A 17,459-nucleotide genomic window follows, 5' to 3' on the forward strand; every position below is an offset into this window, starting at 1 on the left:
AGGTTGGCGTGAATTGACGGGTGCAAGCGGCGGCCTAGCTGATCTCTCATCAAGGGAGATGTTTTATGCGCAAGTTTATGTTGATGAGTGTCTGCGTCGCCATGATGACGCTGCCTGTTTCCGCCTCTGCCGAGGGGCGCGATACGGCCATTACCGGGGTGATCAGCGACCAGATTGCCGCCTTCCTGCGCGGCGATGCGGAGGCTGCCTTTGCCCATGCGTCCCCGATGATCCAGGGGCTGTTTGGCAGTTCCGAGCGGTTTGCGACCATGGTGCAGTCCGGCTACCCCATGGTCTGGCAACCGGATGAGGTGCGCTATCTCGACCTGCGCGATGTGGCTGGCGGCCTGTGGCAGCGGGTCATGATCACCGACCCCGAGGGGCGCGTACATCTCCTTGATTATCAGATGGTTGAGACTGCGGCGGGCTGGAAAATCAACGCTGTCCAGCTGCTGACCGCGGACGCCCCGACTGCCTGACCCGCCCACTTGATCGGCCTCTTTGGGAGGTTGGGTGGTGCATACCCTGCGAACGCCCCTCTGACAGCGCGTTAAACCGCATCCTATAGAACCCTTTCCCTGATTGAACCGGGCTGCGGCCTGATCAGCCGGTAACGGCGGTTTTTGGAAAGGGTGACTGATGAACATAGCGATCACTGACGGCGTAGAGCTGATGCCCCCGGCCTTTGCTGAGGGGCTGAACAACTGGTCCAGCGGCAATGGCACACCGGGTTCGGACACCTATCAGGGTGCAGCCAATGCGGCCTTTGTCGCGGCAGACCCCGATTTCGGCGGCTGTCTGGAACTGCAGAAAACCACCTCGGTGCAAAAACTGCGCAATATGACCCGCACCATGCTGACGCCGGGCTGCTATCTGCAAATCACCGCAAAGGTGAAGGCGATCAGCGGCGCCCTGCCCACAGTGCGCATCGCCGCATGGGCCGGACAGTCCGGTGGTGGCCATCTGAACGGAGTGGTGGAGACGGGGCCAGGCACCAGCCTCTCTACCTACGGCGAGGTGGTTGAGGTCACAGCCATCATTGGCACCGGCAGCCGCAACGGTGTCGATATGCCCTGGGGTCGGGCCGGGCGCTTTGCCCATGTGGGACTGGATCTGATCGGGCCAAACGGTGGCGTGGTGCGGATCGAGGATATCGAAGTACGCGATGTCACCGGCGTGTTCCTGCGCGATATGATCAGCCTTGTGGATGTGACGGATTATGGTGCCATCGGCGATGGCAGCACCGACAATACTGCCGCCTTTGAGGCCGCAGATGCCGCCGCCGCAGGCCGCCGTGTGTTGGTCCCGGCGGGGGAATTCTACCTGGGCAGTACGGTGTCGATGAACCACGAGGTGCAGTTCGAAGGCACCGTTCGCATGCCCACAAACCGGATGCTCTTGCTGACCCGAAATTTCGTCTTTCCGAGCTACGCCGCCGCCTTTGGCAATGAAGAACTGGGCTTCAAGAAGGCGTTTCAGGCGCTTCTGAACAACGCCGACCATGAATCGCTGGATCTCTGCGGGCGCAAGGTCACCCTGCGCGGTCCGGTCGACATGCAGGCGGCGGTGCCCAACAAAACCAGCTATGCCACCCGCCGGGTGATCCGAAACGGCCAGCTGGAGGCGGCTGCAAATGCCGCCTGGGACACCGATACGGTGACCGCACAGGCGACTTACAGCACCAGCGACGCGCGCAAGCTGACCAATGTCGCCAATATCGCCAATATCCCCGTCGGCGCCTTGGTCGAAGGCAGCGGCGTCGGGCGCGAGATTTATGTGCGGGCCAAAAATGTTGGCGCGCGTGAACTGACCCTGACCGCGCCGCTTTATAATGCGGTCGGCACGCAGGTCTTCACCTTTCGTGATTTCAAATACATGCTGGATTTCAGCGGCTTCAGCGCGCTCAGCAAATTTGGCATGACCGAGGTGGAAATCCAATGCGCAGGCCGCTGTAGCGGCATTCGTCTCGCCCCCGCAGGCACGGTGTTCAGCCTTGATCACTGTTTCATCTCGCGTCCGCTCAATCGCGGTATCACCTCCATCGGGTCGGGCTGCCAGGGCATTCTGGTGGACAATTGCCAGTTCCTCTCCAATGAGGAGCCTCTGAATGTCTCCGCCCGCCAGAGCATCGCGCTCAATATCAATGCCAATGACGCCAAGCTGCGCAACAACCGCGCGACGAAGTTCCGCCACTTCGCATTGCTCGGCGGGCAGAACCAGACGGTGACCGGCAACCATTTCTTTCAGGGCGACACGGTCGCCGACGGCAGCCGCACGGCAGGGCTGATCCTGACCAGCACCAATTGCGCCTCCACCGTGTCGGACAATTACATCGACAATTGCTTTGTTGAATGGACCAATGAGCGCGACGCGCGACCCGACTTTACCGGGGGGTTTTCCTTCAGCGCGCTGTCGATCACTGACAATGTGTTCCTCTCCGGCGATGTTGCCCGCTGGTTCAGCTATATCGTGCTGAAACCCTATGGGACCGGGCATTTCCTCAATGGGATGACCGTATCGGGGAACAAATTCCGCTCCATCAATGGATCCATTGACCGGGCTGAACGGGTCGACACCAGCTTTGCAAATCTGGATTTCAGCCGCTCCAAGAGCATCTTTTACGAGGGCAATACCTATCATAACGTCTCAGCGGCCGTCGCCAATCCGCTGCGTATTGAACATGTGCAGGGCAGTACGGCCAAGACCTGGACCGTCGACACCGATGATGAGCTGCCGTTTCGCGGGCAGGCGCGGGGGGTCGACAGTGTCATCGCCATTGGCCCGGTCGAGGTTAGCGGCGGCGCTGATCGCCACGTCATGCCCCACGCCAAGCTGCGGGTTGGCAGCCGTCGGGATCAGGTACAGCTGATCTGGCCGGAGGCGGTGCGCGGGACTGTGCAGGTGACGGTGCGGGTGGACAAATAACCCTCGCCTAGGCACGCGCAGGCGGGGGTCAGAACCGGTGCCAGATCGCCAGTTTGATCCCCAGCGACCGGGTCTCGGTCCGTTTGTGTTGTAGGCCGATCACTAGCTCTGGCGCGTCCTTGCCGAAGCGACGCGCCAGTGGCATCCGCAGGCTGGGGGTCACTGCAACGGAAAATGAAGCCCCGGCCGTCTTGCTGGTTTCCACCTGCAAAAGCGGCGCCAATTTGCCGGGGCGGTTCAGCCCAAATGTGGCATCCAGCTTCCAGGTCTGCTCCAGCCCCTTGCTGCGCCATTCATGGCCCAGGTCCAATGCGACCCATCCCGATATGTCGCGATCCCGCAGCCGCATGTCAAAGCTGCGCCCATAAGACAGTGTCAGTCGCTGCATTGGCGTCCAGATCTCGCTTGTCTGGTTTAATCCCAAAGCCACCTCTACCGCCGTCCGCGCCCGGCCCAGCCGGGGCAGGGGGTGGCGCACGAACAGTAGCGCATGGGCAGAACTGCCCCGGCTCACGTTCAGATCCACCCCAACAGTCCAGCGCGTATGCAGCCCGTATTCGCCGTAATACCCCAGTTCCGCTGGAATGCGTTGACCTACACTTAGCCCCTTCAATGCGGCGAGGTCTTGACGCAGGGTGAGGCTGGTGGCCGCAAACCCCTCACCGGGTTTCTGCAACCACGCCCCGGCCGTGGCCGGGGTCAGCGGCATCACAGAGAGGCAGGCAATTGCCAGAAGACGCGCGAACCATTGCTGCATAAATACACTTTAGGGTTGTTTTGATTTTTAATCACTCTTTTTATGGCATGGCGGGAGTCGTTTCAGGGGCTGAGAGAAACTTCTGCGGGTTCTGGCCAAACCGGCGTAAGCTGGACGTGGATAAGGGAGGAAGCCATGCCGACGATCGCGACCAACACCGAAACCCAAACCGTCATCACCACATTCGAGATGACACCGGGCACATGCCAAGATCTACTGGACGCCCTGACCGAAGCCTATGCCGAGTTCATCTCACATCAGCCGGGGTTCATTTCTGCCGGGTTGCATGTGAATGACGCACAGACCCGAATTGCCAATTATTCCCAGTGGCACCGCCGCGAGGATTTTATGGCCATGTTGCGCAGCGCCGAGATGCGCAACCGCAATCGCAAGATCAATGAGCTTTGCCGCAGCTTTGAGCCGGTGATGTATGAGGTCGCCGCAACCTTTTGATCTGCCGCGCGTTTCCTTTCCATGCGCGACTGATCTCGATCAAGGCAGGCCAACAGGGCCTGCCGCATGATCAGAGCTGCCGACAGAGGAGACCGCAGATGTATAGTAATATTCTTGTTCCGATATCATTCGATCCCGACCGTGATGTGAACGGCCCGCTGAAGCTTGCAGGGCTGCTGGCCACGCCGGAGGCGAAGATCACGCTTCTGCATGTGGTCGAACAGGTGCCGGCCTATGCGATTTCTTATATGCCGGTTGATTATCTCGATGCGGCGCGCAAGGCACTGCAGGCAGAGCTGGACGGTTTGGCCAAGACGCTGCCCAATGCTACAGGCGTGCTGATTGATGGCCATTCGGGGCGCGCCATTTTGGACTGGGCCGAGGATCATTCCCCTGATCTCATCATTATCGCGTCACATCGCCCCGGAATGCAGGATCTGCTGCTGGGCTCAACCGCCACCCAGGTGGTGCGCCACGCGGCCTGCGCGGTACATGTCGTACGCTGAGGCTTGCGCTGTTTTGACGCCGGGAGCGCAATAATGCGCCGCAAGACTTGTCGTGCGGCAAAAGCGACCCCACTTGCAATGCAATCAAGTTTTGTGAGGAGAAAACGATGCAATGTCCGATTGATGGCACACAGCTGGTCATGACCGACCGGGCCGGAGTGGAAATCGATTACTGCCCGCAATGTCGGGGTGTCTGGCTGGATCGCGGTGAATTGGACAAGATCATTGAGCGATCCGCACCGCAGCAATCCGCGCCGCAACGTGACAGTTATCGCCCCGAAAAACGCGATTCAGACCGGCATTATTCAGAAAAACGCTACAAGAAAAAACGCGGCGGGTTTCTTGAGGATCTTTTTGATTTTTGAGTGATTTTTGAGGAGGTCCCAGACTGGCGACGAGCTTTGGGCGCGTGAGGACGGCGCATCAAGACAGGTGTCGGGGCCTTTGCCCATTATGAGCGTGCTCGCGCAGGATTCAAAAAGAAACGCCCCGGCACCATGTTTTGGTACCGGGGCGTTTGTATAACATGTTATTAGATATGCGCTTTGTTGCCGCGCGGGCCAGCGATCAGCCATGCGATCAGGCCAATGACAGGCAGGACCAGAATGACGAGGGTCCAGATCACCTTGGCCGCGGTCGAGGCGCCGGATGTGAGGACTTGGTAAATCGCATAAAGATCGGCGATTAAAATAACTAGACCAAGAAGACTATAACCCATTTTTTTCTCCACTGTTTGTGTTCTGCTAGGTAAACCCCCGGTTCGTGAAAAGGTTCCGATATTTTTTTGGGAACTATTTGCGCAATGAGGTCGTTAGCTTTTCGACGCATCGACGAGATGCACCGTTTTTTGGAAAGGAACGATGATATGAAAACCGCAACAGGAATTATTCTGGGCGTTATTGCTGTAGTTGCTATCGCAATCGGCATTTACATGGTGGATGTCGATCAGACCGAAGAGGCCAGCCTGCCCGATGTTGATGTAAGCGTTGAGGGCGGCAACCTGCCAAAATTCGATGCTGAGGTTGGGTCCGTCTCCATTACCGAAGAAACCGCAACGGTGAAGGTTCCCGATGTCGATGTGACCATGGAAGAGGCTAAAATCTCGGTTCCCGGCCTGAAAGTGACGCCTCCTGAAGACGCGGCTGACGAAGTTGCCGCTGAATCTAACTAAGAGACGCAGGTGCCTGTTCCGGCACAGGTTGCCCCCCCGCCGCTGCGGGGGGCTTTTTTCGTGTCCGGTTTGTCGGGGGCAGGCGCTGTCGCCTCCACTGCACTCTTGTAGGCCAGCTAGCCCCGCTGAGCCTACGACGAGAACTTCTTCTGCGACTTGCCCCGATAGGCCCGTGTTCCGGCTTTGCCTGCGGTGGAACGCCCCCGTGATTTGACGGCGGCATCTGATGCGGCCTCAATCGCGGACTGACGCGCTAGCGGGTCGTCGGAAACTGCGAGATCCACCGCTTCCAGCCGCTTGACCTCGTCGCGTAGACGCGCGGCTTCTTCGAACTCCAGGTTCTCGGCGGCCTTGCGCATCTGCTCGCGCAGCCCCGCCAAATGGGCCTCCAGATTGGCACCATGCATCGGTTGGTCGATGGTTGCGGTGACGCGGTTCATATCCACATCGCCCTCATAGAGACCGGCCAGAACATCCTCGACGTTCTTTTTGACGGTCGCAGGGGTGATGCCGTGTTCCTCGTTATAGGCGATCTGTTTCTCGCGACGGCGGTTGGTCTCGCCCAGTGCGCGTTCCATCGAACCAGTGATGCGGTCTGCATACATGATAACCCGGCCATCGGCATTTCGAGCGGCACGTCCGATGGTCTGGATCAGCGAGGTTTCCGAGCGCAGGAACCCCTCCTTGTCGGCATCCAGAATGGCGACCAGACCACATTCGGGGATATCCAGACCCTCGCGCAACAGGTTGATGCCGATCAGCACGTCAAAGGCGCCAAGTCGCAGATCCCGCAGGATTTCGATCCGTTCCAGCGTGTCGATATCGCTGTGCATATAGCGGACCTTGATCCCCTGTTCGTGCATATATTCGGTCAGATCCTCGGCCATGCGTTTGGTGAGGGTTGTCACCAGCGTGCGGAACCCGTTTTCGGTGACACGGCGCACTTCATCCAACAGGTCATCGACCTGCATATCCACCGGGCGGATTTCCACCTCCGGGTCCAACAGGCCGGTCGGGCGGATCACCTGTTCGGCAAAAACGCCGCCCGATTGCTCAATCTCCCAGGCCGCCGGTGTGGCAGAGACAAAGACCGATTGCGGGCGCATGGCGTCCCATTCCTCAAACTTGAGGGGGCGGTTGTCCATGCAGGAGGGCAGGCGGAAACCATGTTCGGCCAGCGTGAACTTGCGCCGGTGGTCACCTTTGTACATGCCGCCGATCTGCGGCACGGAAACATGGGATTCATCTGCAAAAACAATTGCATTGTCCGGGATGAATTCAAACAGGGTAGGGGGCGGCTCCCCCGGAGCGCGACCGGTCAGATAGCGCGAGTAGTTCTCGATCCCGTTACAATGACCGGTGGCCTCCAGCATCTCGATATCGAAATTGGTGCGCTGTTCCAGCCGCTGTGCTTCCAGCAGCTTGCCCTCGCCAACCAGCTGATCCAGCCGCATCTTCAGCTCTTCCTTGATCGAAATGACCGCCTGTTTCAGCGTCGGCTTCGGGGTCACATAGTGGGAATTCGCGTAGACGCGGATCTGATCGAAACTGCCGGTTTTCTCGCCGGTGAGCGGGTCGAATTCGGTAATCCCCTCCAGCTCCTCACCAAAGAAGGACAGCCGCCAGGCGCGATCCTCAAGGTGGGCGGGGAAAATCTCCAGCGAATCGCCGCGCACCCGGAAGCTGCCGCGCTGAAACGCCTGATCGTTGCGTTTGTACTGCTGCGCGACCAGATCGGCCATGACCTGCCGCTGGTCATAGTCTTCACCCACTTTCAGGTCCTGCGTCATCGCCGAATAGGTCTCGACCGAGCCGATACCGTAGATGCAGCTCACAGACGCGATGATGATCACATCATCCCGTTCCAACAGCGACCGGGTGGCAGAGTGGCGCATCCGGTCGATCTGTTCGTTGATCTGGCTTTCCTTCTCGATATAGGTGTCGGAGCGCGCGACATAGGCCTCTGGCTGGTAATAGTCGTAGAAGGAGACGAAGTATTCGACGGAGTTTTCCGGGAAGAAGCCTTTGAATTCGCCGTATAATTGCGCCGCCAGCGTCTTGTTGGGGGCGAGGATGATTGCCGGGCGCTGGGTCTCCTCGATCACCTTGGCCATGGTGAAGGTCTTGCCCGTTCCCGTCGCCCCCAGCAGGACCTGATTGCGTTCGCCGTCCAGCACGCCTGCTGATAGCTCCTTGATTGCGGTGGGCTGGTCGCCGGCCGGGTCGAATTCCGTATGCATCACAAATTCCCGCCCACCTTCCAGCTTGGGGCGGTGCTGCGGCGCGCGGTCAGCCATCATCGGCATGGATTTGTCGGAATGGGCGTATGGCATTGTGGCTCTCTCCTGCTAGGGGCAGAGATTGGTCTGTTTTTGTTCTTATTCAAGGGGGATTTTGCCTGCGTGCGTGGATGAAGGCCCCGCTTTGCACTCAAACCTGTCGTGAAGGTTGTGAAATCCCCGGTTTTCCACCCAAACCTGCGCAATCTGCGGCATTTGCCACCTTGCCCGCCCGCAGGGTTCAGCGCATATAGGGAACAGAGATTGATGAGGAGACTTCCCATGCGAGCGCGGATTTATCGGCCAGCCAAGAACGCCATGACCTCCGGTATGGCCAAGACCCGCAAATGGGTTCTGGATTTCGCGCCCAGCACGGCGCGGGAAGTGGACCCTCTGATGGGCTGGACCTCCTCGCAGGATACCCAGAGCCAGGTGCGCCTGCGCTTTGACACCAAAGAGGCGGCGCTGGAATACGCTGAGGCCAATGGCATTGATGCTGTGGTGACAGAACCGAAGAGCCGCAAGGCCAACATCCGCGCTGGTGGCTACGGCGAAAACTTCGCCACCAACCGCCGCGCCCCCTGGACGCATTAAGGCTGCACGCATTTAACCTGCATATCTTTAGACGGTATCGACTCCCCCTTTCACCGCGCACTATTTCGGGTGAGCGGGGCAGAACGAACTCCAGACGGGGCGCCCAGCGGGCGCCTTTTCTGTATCTGCCTTCTTCCGCCATGTCTGACGTGCCTCCTGTTGGCAGCGGATGCCTGCGACAGGTAACCAAAGAGCCGTTCTCTTTATGGTGCGGCACCGACCGGGGGTCATTCGGTGCGCTACGAGATCACTACCTATGATTGATTCGACCGGCAAGGCAGCGACCAACTGTCAATTCGCCGATCTGCACGGTTCGGCGATCTTTGCATCTGTCTGCACAACTTCGCCCATGCCCCGAGGTCAATGGGCCAGCTTTTGCCTAAACGAAGGAATATCGAAAAACTCACCAAAAATAGTGAGTTGAACGATCATTCAATTCGGAAACGATCAGGGCACGACACAAATATATCTATAATCTCCGAGGTTGGCCGATGGCTGCCCGGGCGCTCCGTTATGCCTGCGGAGCGCCGTGGGTGAATTTTGCCCATTAGGCCTTACCTCTTTGGGTTGAATGACAGGGAGGCAGCTATGCCCGTAATAACCGACAGCACCACCGAGTGGTGGACCAACGATCAGACGCCTGAAAACCCCTTTGGCAAGAGCGAGGATTACGAGGGGTTTCTTGACTACTTGGGCGCGCTTGGCCGCAGCCTGACCCCGGAAGTCGCCGCCGAGCCCTTGGTGATCAACCTGACTGGGCTGAATGATCACCCCGCCTATAAAGACGCCGCCATCGGTGCGCTGGAGATGTGGTCCTCGGTCACGCCTCTACAGTTCGAGATTGTCGATGATGCGCCCTATGATGCGGATCTCCATTGGATGGAGGTTGTCAGCCCCGAAATTGGCGAGCAGAGCGACGGCAGCGCCTTCTCCAGCGACCGCTATGTCAGCGTCGGCCAGCGCTTCCACGATACCGAGCCGAATATCACCGATCTCGGCGGTTATGTCTTTGACACCTTCGTGCATGAGTTTGGCCATGAATTCGGCCTCAACCACCCCGGTCTCTATAATTACAGCGGTCCGGGCGGTGTGCAAATCAACTACTTGAACAATGCCACCTGGACCTATGACCGCCAGCAATACAGCGTCATGTCCTATTTTGACGGCATCGACGTAGGCGAGGACACACGCTGGTCGGCGGTGACCCCGTTGATGGGCGATATCGAGGCGATCATCCGGCGTTATTATTCCACCGTCGATGATGATGGTGTGCGGACCTATCAGACCACCAACCTCAATACAGACGACAACACCTATGGATTCAACAGCACCGACTATGGCTACCTGCTGACAGAGGACGGACCGCAGCATGACATCGGCTTTGTGATCCATGACACCGGCGGCGATGACACCATCGATTTCTCCGGCTCCACCGCCAGCACCATTCTGGACCTGCGCGCCGGTGAATTCTCTAGCGTCAACGGGCACAGCAACAATGTGTCGATCTTTGCCGGGCACAACGCTGACCAGACGGAATATTACATCGAGACGGGGATCGGCAGCAGCTACGACGATATCCTGATCGGCAACGATGGCGACAATGTTCTGGATGGGCGCGCGGGCAATGACCGGATGGCGGGCAATGGCGGCGACGACGTTTATTTTGTTGATTCCGCTGATGATATTGTCCGCGAGGAGGAAAAAGGCGGCAATGACACGGTGATTGTTGTCGCTGACGGGCTGGATCTGGGCGAGATCGCCAATGTGGAGACCATCATCTACGCAGGCGGCACGCCGGGAACGCCGGGCAGTGAGACGCCGGATGCCCCGAACGAAGGGCCGACCGATGCGACGGACAGCCTGATCATCGGCGATACCAGCAGCGAAACGCTGGACGGTGGTGCCGGTGGCAATACGATCTTCGGCCTTGGTGGCGATGATCTGATCATCGGTGGCCGGGATACGCTGGCCAGCCGCGACATCAACAACACCATCGCGATTGAGGATCTGGAGGATCAGACCGAGACCGACGACGGCAATGATGCGCTTTATGGTGGTGACGGTAATGACACCATAAACGGCGGTGCCGGTGATGACCTGCTGGACGGCGGCGACGGCGATGACCTGCTGCGCGGACAGGCCGGTCAGGATATCTTCCGTGGCGGGGCTGGCAGCGATACCGTTGATTTCAGTCAGGAAAGCCCGTTCCAACTGCTGGTCAATCTGGAAACCAATGTAGCCAGCGGCGGCACCGCTTCGGGGGATACCTTCTACAGCATTGAAAACCTGATCGGCTCGGATGATCGCATCGACCGGTTTATCGGCACCTCCGACAACAACCACTTCTGGGGTCAGGGGGGCGGTGACGTCTTCAATGGTGGCGGCGGTGACGACACGCTGGATGGCGGCAACGATGGCGATATGCTTTACGGTGAGGACGGCGATGATGTGCTGATCGGCGGCAGCGGTCAGGATTATCTCAACGGCGGTGCAGGCGTGGACACGGTAGTCTATACCACCAGTTCCGTTGGCGTGACGGTGGATCTGGAAAACGGCACCGCCCGTGGCGGTGACGCTGATGGTCCGGTGCAGATCGTCGGGCGCGGCACCACCATTCGCCATGATATCATTGTTGACGTGGAAAACGCCGTTGGCTCACTTCATGACGACCACCTGATCGGCACAGATGGGGAAAACACGCTGAGCGGCGGTGGCGGCGACGATGTGCTGACCGGTGGTGCTGGCGCTGACCTGCTGAATGGTGGCATTGGCAGCGATACTGCGGATTACGCCAATGCGGCCCGAGGCGTGAGGCTGAACATGACCAATGGCAGGACCGAGGATGACACTTACGTCTCCATCGAGAACCTTTCGGGATCTGGCCACAACGACCGGATGAAGGGCGACGCCGCGGATAATGTGATCACCGGTCAGGGCGGCAATGATACGCTGAAGGGCGGCGCCGGAGATGACATCCTGCTGGGCGATTTTGCCGATGCAGCGGATACGATACCGCAGCCCGGTCTGGGCACCGGCTATGCCACACTGGGCCCCGATGCCACCAACAACTCGATCGAGACAGCCTTTGATATCTCGGACAATTTCTCGCTGACCGAGGATCCGGATATCTTTGACTCCACCAGCGTTCTGCACACCACGGTGAATGCCACCGGCAACGGGCAGGGGGGCTATTACAGCATCAATCTGGCTGCAGGCACGGTGCTGACCATCGACATCGACGGTATTGCCGATCCCAATGTCCACGACAGCTGGGTCCGTCTGCTCGACGCCGAGGGCAATATCGTCACCCAGAACGATGACGGCGGCGGCGATCCCGGCTCTACCAGCAACCGCGATTCAAGCACGGTGTTTGTGGTTGAGGAAACCGGCACCTATTTCATCGTTGAGGGCAGCTGGTCGCCGGATGCCGCAGATGGCTGGTCGGAGAGCGTGCCGGAAGGCTCTACTTACGAGCTGAACGTCTCGGTCGAATTCCCGCCCGCTCCGGCGCAGCCGGGTGAGGCTGGCGCGGATGTGCTTAAGGGCGGGCGCGGCAATGACCTGCTGGATGGTGGCCTGATGGCCGATACGCTGACCGGCGGTGGCGGCGATGACTTCTTCCGCTTTTCCACCGAACTCGGAGCCGAGAATATCGACCGGATCCGTGATTTCGATACCGCCAGCGACACGATCCTGCTGGATAGCAGCATCTTTGGCGCGGCCGGAGAGACAGGTGTTCTGGACTTCGCTGCCTTTCACAGCAGCGGGACGGGCACTGCGCTCGATGCGGCGGACCGGATCCTCTACAACAGCGCCAATGGTGCGCTGTCCTATGATGCGGATGGTCAGGGCGGCGTTGATGCCATCCAGTTTGCGCAGCTGCAGTCCGGCTTACAACTGACCGCAGATGATTTTGTGATCATCTGATCCGGTTCAAAAATAGCCGATAAACTTGGCGCAGGGGGGCTCATCACTCCCTGTGCCTGCCTCAGGCCGACAAAGGACACACCATGCCCCACCATCCTCATCGCCGCACGTTGTTGCTGGGGGCTGCCGGTTTCGCGCTGACGGCTCTGACGTATCGCGCCAAGGCTCAGTCGGAGGTCGTGCAGGGTAGGTTAACCTTTGCAGGGGACGCCAAAATCCCAAAAGGGCGGATCAGTATTTCCCTATCAAATCCGGGCCAGCCTGACACCTCGGATCCGGCGCTGGAGTTCGACCTGATCAGCACCGGCCGGGCCAAGCGGATTGACTTCACCCTCTCATCGGCGGCGCTGTCAGCCCTATCCCCGACCCTGCAGGTGGTGGCGCGGCTTGAACGCGCAGATGGCTGGCTGATCGCCCGCGGCAGCACCAGGCTGGCAGCAGGCGCGCGGCTGGACATCACGCTCAATACGGTGATGTACTGAGCGGTGATGTACCGGCCTTCAAGAGGGGCCGCACCGGGCAGGTTTCCAGAAATGCGAAGTCTCTCAGAGCATCCATTCGATCGGCAACAGTCCCAGGATCACGAGCAAGATTTGCTGAAGCCGAGTGGCTCCCGGTTCTTCCTGATAGATCGTGAGTTCGCCATCTTCGCGAACTTCCTGCCAGACCATTTTGTCTTCGGGTGTGAGCATGGGCTGATAACTGACCCGCTCTACCGGACCATTGAACTGTTCGCTCAGTCTGACAGCCAAAGATGGGCTATGAACCAAAAAGCCCATCTCGCAATTCAGTGCTGCCGAACGTGGGTCAAAGTTGAAAGATCCAATGAAAATACGTGCGTCGTCGATGGCGAATGTTTTGGCATGTAGGCTGGCGCCGGAGAGCGGCATGCGCTGTGTCTCGGCGTTTGTGCTGCGTAATTTCAACTCATAAAGGTTGACGCCGGACGCCTGTAGATCCCGCCGGTATTTTGTATATCCGGCATAGACCATCAGGACGTCGGTGGTGTTCAAGGCATTGGTCAGAATATTGATCTGTTTTTCACTTTCAGCGAGCAGGGAAAACAGCGCAGTGCCTTCAACCGCCGGAACAAAGTAAGCGGAGACCATATCAAGCCGGGTTTCCACGCCTCCAAGAATTTCGATCAGCCGGGTGATCAACAGTTGTTCTGGCGAGGCGATGCCCAGACCCTTGGCCGGATCATCGGCAAACAGCTCTACGCGGGTCCATTCCAGTTCCGCATCGCCGTTGGTGTAGCCGGTCGCGCTATCCACCGCACCTTGAAGGATCTCTTTGGCGATCGCACTGGAACGGACCTCTTCAACGCGATCCTGAAAGGCTGGCAGGTCTACTTTTCCGGTGATGACCGTTTCCACTTCAAAAACAGACTGGCTGTTCCAGTATTGATCGAAAACCCTCGCCGTTTCGGGCACAACTGCTCCTGCGGCCAGAACGTCCAGATCAATGTAGTAGTTGTCATCGAATACCTGAAAATACTCATCGCCAATGTTACGTCCGCCAATGATGGATACAGACCCGTCGACGGTCAGAGATTTGTTGTGCATGCGGCGGTTCATGCGAAAGAAATCAAATGTATAGCCGAGGAATTTTGGACGGCGGATCGTTGATGGATTGAAGAGGCGAATGCTGAAGTTCTCATGTGCATTCAGGGCAGCCATGAAATCATCCAGCCCGGCCACGCCATTGTCGTCCAGCAACAGCCTTACCCGTACCCCGCGTTCAGCGGCCTGATACAATGCATCCATCAGCAGGATACCAGAGGTATCGTTGTGCCAGATGTAATACTGCGCATCGACCGACTGCACTGCAGCTTCGATCAACGCAATGCGGCTTGCCAGTGCATCATGCCCATTGGCCAATGGGAACACCCCGGTCTTGTCTTCTCCATGGGAGGCGCTGCCGTCACTGACGATCTTGCCCAGGGGGGTGGTCGTGCTGATCGGGATTGCCGAACTCACGGGGCGGTTCGAAATGTCAGGAAGCGGGAACATCAGGCGTGCAGCCATAATAGCGATGGCTGCTATGAGGCTAACGCGAATGATCAAACGCAAAAATGTCTTCATCATGTGTCCTTTGCCATTCACAGGCGAAGATCCAGCGCTTGGCCGCAATAGGTGAAGACGGAAAGCGTGGCTCTCATCGGGTCAATGCCGATGATCTTGAAGCGACACAGCGCCGCGTGTGATCGCCCTGAGCCAAGATGTGTTGATCTGCCAACTGCTCTTTCACCGTGTCAGCCCTGGATATTGGAACCGTGGGTTGCCTCTTGCTCAGCATTGCATAGCTGACTGTTTAACTTTATAAAGTCAGCTATGCAAATTGAACTCTTGGAGCCTTTGTATATGACCTCTCTCACTGTTCTTGACCTCTCAGGTGCCCTATGAACGCCGCTGCTGTACAGGCCGAAGGCGGCAATGCCACCCTGATCAACGTCTTTGAAGTCCCGGAAGGTGCTTTGCAGGACTCGATTGACTATTGGAAATTGTCCCGCGATTTTCTGAAAACACAGCCCGGATATGTCTCAACCGCGCTGCATCAGTCGATTGCGCCAGATGCCAAATTCATGCTGGTCAATATTGCGGTTTGGGAGAGCGCGGAGGCGTTCAAGGCGGCCTCGGCAAAGATGATGAAAACTGCGGGGATTGCGCCTGTAGACGGGCTGAAATTCACCCCCGGTCTCTACACGGTGATCGAATCCGACTGAACGCAGGCGGCCGTCGGACACGCTGAGCACGGCGCCATTTTCGCGCTGCGTCTCCGTGATGGCCCCGGTCACTAGCGTCAGCGCGGGCAATGCGTGCCTACATGCCCATGTAAGATGCTGAAAGGCATCGATTTTCTGGGCAGCTATTAAATGTGTTCACGCGCGAGGTGTTCTGTCAGACTGGCAGTACGCCTTTTCGCGCGGAGACAAAGCTGATGGACAAGACGCCGCTCAAGGGCTGGAACCATGTTCCGCCTGTTCCGATCAAAGTATCCCCGTTCTTCACATGGCCGCCACGGCCTCTGGAGATGGCTGGCTGGCTCTGGAACTCCTGGTTTTTTATCACTGAAAAGTTGATCCTCGTCGCTGTCGCATTTGCGTCCTATTATTGGTTTCAGCCCCCTCTGACGGAGAGCAGGGAGTTTGCATTTGGCTGGATTGCCCAGATGTATCTGCGCAATCTTATTCTGATGACAGCTGTCGCCGGAGGGCTGCATCTCTATTTCTACACCTTCACCAAACAGGGCCAGAGGCTGCGGTATGATCCGCGCCCCCTGATGAAGGCCGGACGCCAGTTCACCTTGGGAGGGCAGATCCGGGACAATATGTTCTGGACCTTGGCAAGTGGCGTGACGGTCTGGACCGCCTATGAGGTCCTGATGTTTTGGGCTCTGGCCAATGGCTATGCGCCGATGCTGACCTTTGCGGCGCATCCGGCCTGGTTTATTGCGTTGTTCCTGCTGATCCCGATCTGGGAGAGTTTCTATTTCTACTGGATCCATCGCCTGCTGCATGTGCCATTTCTCTACAAACACGTGCATGCACTGCATCACCGAAACATCAATGTTGGTCCCTGGTCGGGGCTGTCCATGCACCCGGTTGAGCATCTCATTTTTCTCGGCTCGGTGTTGATCCATTGGATTGTCGCGGCGCACCCGGTCCATATTCTGTTTCATCTGCAATATTATGCGCTGACGGCCGCCACGACCCACACCGGTTTTGAAGGGTTGCTGGTGAAGGATAAGAACCGGCTTGCCCTCGGGACATTTCACCACCAGATGCATCATCGCTATTTTGAGTGTAACTATGGCTCGCTTGAGATCCCTTGGGACAAATTCTTCGGATCTTTTCATGACGGAACGAAGGAGGCAGACGCACGTATTCGGGAGCGTCGCAAGCGTTTGACAAAGAGCTGAGAGCGGACGCGTCTTTGGTGACTGAACAGGTTGGATCATCCGGTTGTCGGTGGCCGCGAACCTGCATCTCATATAGGTGAAATGGGCTGCGATGTGGCGCAGATCTCATGCAACGATAAGGAAGACAGAAATGTTCGATGCAGACCGTGTGCAGGAGGTCGCCCAATCGCAGCTCGTAAATGCGCTTGATCTGTCGATGTTCTCTGAAAAGGACATTCTCAACACGGTGTTGCAGCGTTCTGAGGTTCTCTTTGATCTCGATCGCCCGGGTCTGCCGATCCGGCAATGGTCCAAGGGAAAACCCGACGCGCTTCAGGCGGAGGTGGACCGGCGGGGCGATCTGCTGCTCCGGCGTGCGATTTCAGTTCTCTATCTCGAATATCTCGCGCTGAAACCCACCCTTGAAACCCTCGCTCCCAAACATGTCGCGGATATCGGATGTGGCTACGGGTTCATTGACCTGTTCATCGCCCGGGATTTCCAGCCCGCGCTGACGCTGATTGATCTGGAAAGCAATGATGCAACGCATTTCGGGTTTCACGCTGAGGGGGCGGCCTATAGCAGCCTTGCTACGGCGCGGGCGTTCCTACTGGCCAATGGGGTGGCGGCGGAGGCCGTGACTATGCTCAACCCCGGACGCGAAGAGGCAACCCGCATCACAGGAGTTGATCTGGCAATGTCATTGCTCAGCTGCGGTTTTCACTACCCGGCGAACACCTATGCGCGGTTCTGGGAGGCAAGTGTCAGGCAGGACGGGTCTATCATCCTTGACCTTCGAGATGCAGAGGCTGCCCGCCAGCGCGAGGAATTGGGCCAGATCGGATCACTGCACGACTTGTGGCGGGGCCAGAAATGGGCCCGCGTCTTGGTCAGCAAAGCCGGTGCATAAGGCGAGCCATCGGATATCGGTTCGGACGAGTGCTCGT

Annotated in this window: 16 protein-coding genes; 12 read left to right on the forward strand and 4 right to left on the reverse strand. The window is 58.1% G+C overall.

Annotated elements, in window-relative coordinates; all coding sequences use genetic code 11:
• The first annotated feature begins 65 nt into the window (after nucleotides 1-65).
• Both GAL_RS03945 and GAL_RS03950 read left to right on the forward strand, forming a co-directional pair.
• Nucleotides 66-479, forward strand: coding sequence for a DUF4864 domain-containing protein (locus GAL_RS03945; protein WP_024096296.1), 414 nt, complete (start codon nucleotides 66-68; stop codon nucleotides 477-479).
• Between the two features lie 160 nt (nucleotides 480-639).
• A complete protein-coding gene (locus tag GAL_RS03950; protein ID WP_024096297.1) occupies nucleotides 640-2,925 on the forward strand; it encodes a glycosyl hydrolase family 28-related protein in 2,286 nt (761 codons plus the stop codon).
• Between the two features lie 28 nt (nucleotides 2,926-2,953).
• On the opposite strand, the gene GAL_RS03955 is transcribed toward GAL_RS03950, so the two are convergent.
• A complete protein-coding gene (locus GAL_RS03955) occupies nucleotides 2,954-3,682 on the reverse strand; it encodes a hypothetical protein (protein WP_024096298.1) in 729 nt (242 codons plus the stop codon).
• Between the two features lie 135 nt (nucleotides 3,683-3,817).
• On the opposite strand from GAL_RS03955, the gene GAL_RS03960 reads away from it, so the two are divergent.
• The 3 genes from GAL_RS03960 (at nucleotide 3,818) to GAL_RS03970 (ending at nucleotide 5,006) form a co-directional block, all read left to right on the forward strand.
• On the forward strand, nucleotides 3,818-4,135 hold the full coding sequence (locus GAL_RS03960) for an antibiotic biosynthesis monooxygenase family protein (RefSeq protein WP_024096299.1): 318 nt from the start codon (nucleotides 3,818-3,820) through the stop codon (nucleotides 4,133-4,135).
• A 98-nt stretch (nucleotides 4,136-4,233) separates the two neighbouring features.
• Complete coding sequence (locus tag GAL_RS03965; protein ID WP_024096300.1) at nucleotides 4,234-4,641, forward strand: universal stress protein; 408 nt, start codon at nucleotides 4,234-4,236, stop codon at nucleotides 4,639-4,641.
• A gap of 107 nt (nucleotides 4,642-4,748) precedes the next feature.
• Nucleotides 4,749-5,006 carry a TFIIB-type zinc ribbon-containing protein gene (locus GAL_RS03970; protein WP_024096301.1) on the forward strand — a complete coding sequence of 86 codons (258 nt, stop codon included), beginning with the start codon at nucleotides 4,749-4,751 and terminating at the stop codon, nucleotides 5,004-5,006.
• 167 nt (nucleotides 5,007-5,173) lie between these two features.
• On the opposite strand, the gene GAL_RS03975 is transcribed toward GAL_RS03970, so the two are convergent.
• The gene (locus GAL_RS03975; RefSeq protein ID WP_024096303.1) at nucleotides 5,174-5,359 is read right to left on the reverse strand and encodes a PLD nuclease N-terminal domain-containing protein; all 186 of its coding nucleotides are present in this window, start codon (nucleotides 5,357-5,359) and stop codon (nucleotides 5,174-5,176) included.
• Nucleotides 5,360-5,506: 147 nt separating this feature from the next.
• On the opposite strand from GAL_RS03975, the gene GAL_RS03980 reads away from it, so the two are divergent.
• Nucleotides 5,507-5,812, forward strand: a complete 306-nt coding sequence (locus GAL_RS03980) for a hypothetical protein (protein WP_024096304.1) — start codon at nucleotides 5,507-5,509, stop codon at nucleotides 5,810-5,812.
• Between the two features lie 131 nt (nucleotides 5,813-5,943).
• Here GAL_RS03980 and uvrB read toward each other — a convergent pair whose 3' ends face one another.
• Nucleotides 5,944-8,145 carry an excinuclease ABC subunit UvrB gene (uvrB, locus tag GAL_RS03985; protein ID WP_024096305.1) on the reverse strand — a complete coding sequence of 734 codons (2,202 nt, stop codon included), beginning with the start codon at nucleotides 8,143-8,145 and terminating at the stop codon, nucleotides 5,944-5,946.
• A gap of 228 nt (nucleotides 8,146-8,373) precedes the next feature.
• On the opposite strand from uvrB, the gene GAL_RS03990 reads away from it, so the two are divergent.
• The 3 genes from GAL_RS03990 (at nucleotide 8,374) to GAL_RS04000 (ending at nucleotide 13,094) form a co-directional block, all read left to right on the forward strand.
• A complete protein-coding gene (locus GAL_RS03990) occupies nucleotides 8,374-8,685 on the forward strand; it encodes an ETC complex I subunit (protein WP_024096306.1) in 312 nt (103 codons plus the stop codon).
• Nucleotides 8,686-9,273: 588 nt separating this feature from the next.
• The gene (locus tag GAL_RS22875) at nucleotides 9,274-12,612 is read left to right on the forward strand and encodes a M10 family metallopeptidase C-terminal domain-containing protein (RefSeq protein WP_024096307.1); all 3,339 of its coding nucleotides are present in this window, start codon (nucleotides 9,274-9,276) and stop codon (nucleotides 12,610-12,612) included.
• An 83-nt stretch (nucleotides 12,613-12,695) separates the two neighbouring features.
• Complete coding sequence (locus GAL_RS04000; protein WP_024096308.1) at nucleotides 12,696-13,094, forward strand: hypothetical protein; 399 nt, start codon at nucleotides 12,696-12,698, stop codon at nucleotides 13,092-13,094.
• Between the two features lie 63 nt (nucleotides 13,095-13,157).
• Here GAL_RS04000 and GAL_RS04005 read toward each other — a convergent pair whose 3' ends face one another.
• Nucleotides 13,158-14,699 (reverse strand): phospholipase D family protein, encoded by a 1,542-nt coding sequence (locus GAL_RS04005; RefSeq protein ID WP_254659042.1) that lies wholly within the window; start codon nucleotides 14,697-14,699, stop codon nucleotides 13,158-13,160.
• A gap of 314 nt (nucleotides 14,700-15,013) precedes the next feature.
• On the opposite strand from GAL_RS04005, the gene GAL_RS04010 reads away from it, so the two are divergent.
• The 3 genes from GAL_RS04010 (at nucleotide 15,014) to GAL_RS04020 (ending at nucleotide 17,422) form a co-directional block, all read left to right on the forward strand.
• Nucleotides 15,014-15,337, forward strand: a complete 324-nt coding sequence (locus tag GAL_RS04010; protein WP_024096310.1) for an antibiotic biosynthesis monooxygenase family protein — start codon at nucleotides 15,014-15,016, stop codon at nucleotides 15,335-15,337.
• Between the two features lie 215 nt (nucleotides 15,338-15,552).
• Nucleotides 15,553-16,533, forward strand: a complete 981-nt coding sequence (locus tag GAL_RS04015) for a sterol desaturase family protein (RefSeq protein ID WP_024096311.1) — start codon at nucleotides 15,553-15,555, stop codon at nucleotides 16,531-16,533.
• 130 nt (nucleotides 16,534-16,663) lie between these two features.
• Nucleotides 16,664-17,422, forward strand: a complete 759-nt coding sequence (locus tag GAL_RS04020) for a class I SAM-dependent methyltransferase (protein WP_024096312.1) — start codon at nucleotides 16,664-16,666, stop codon at nucleotides 17,420-17,422.
• Nucleotides 17,423-17,459: the final 37 nt, after the last annotated feature.

This window comes from Phaeobacter gallaeciensis DSM 26640 (assembly GCF_000511385.1).
Taxonomy (GTDB): Bacteria; Pseudomonadota; Alphaproteobacteria; order Rhodobacterales; family Rhodobacteraceae; genus Phaeobacter; species Phaeobacter gallaeciensis.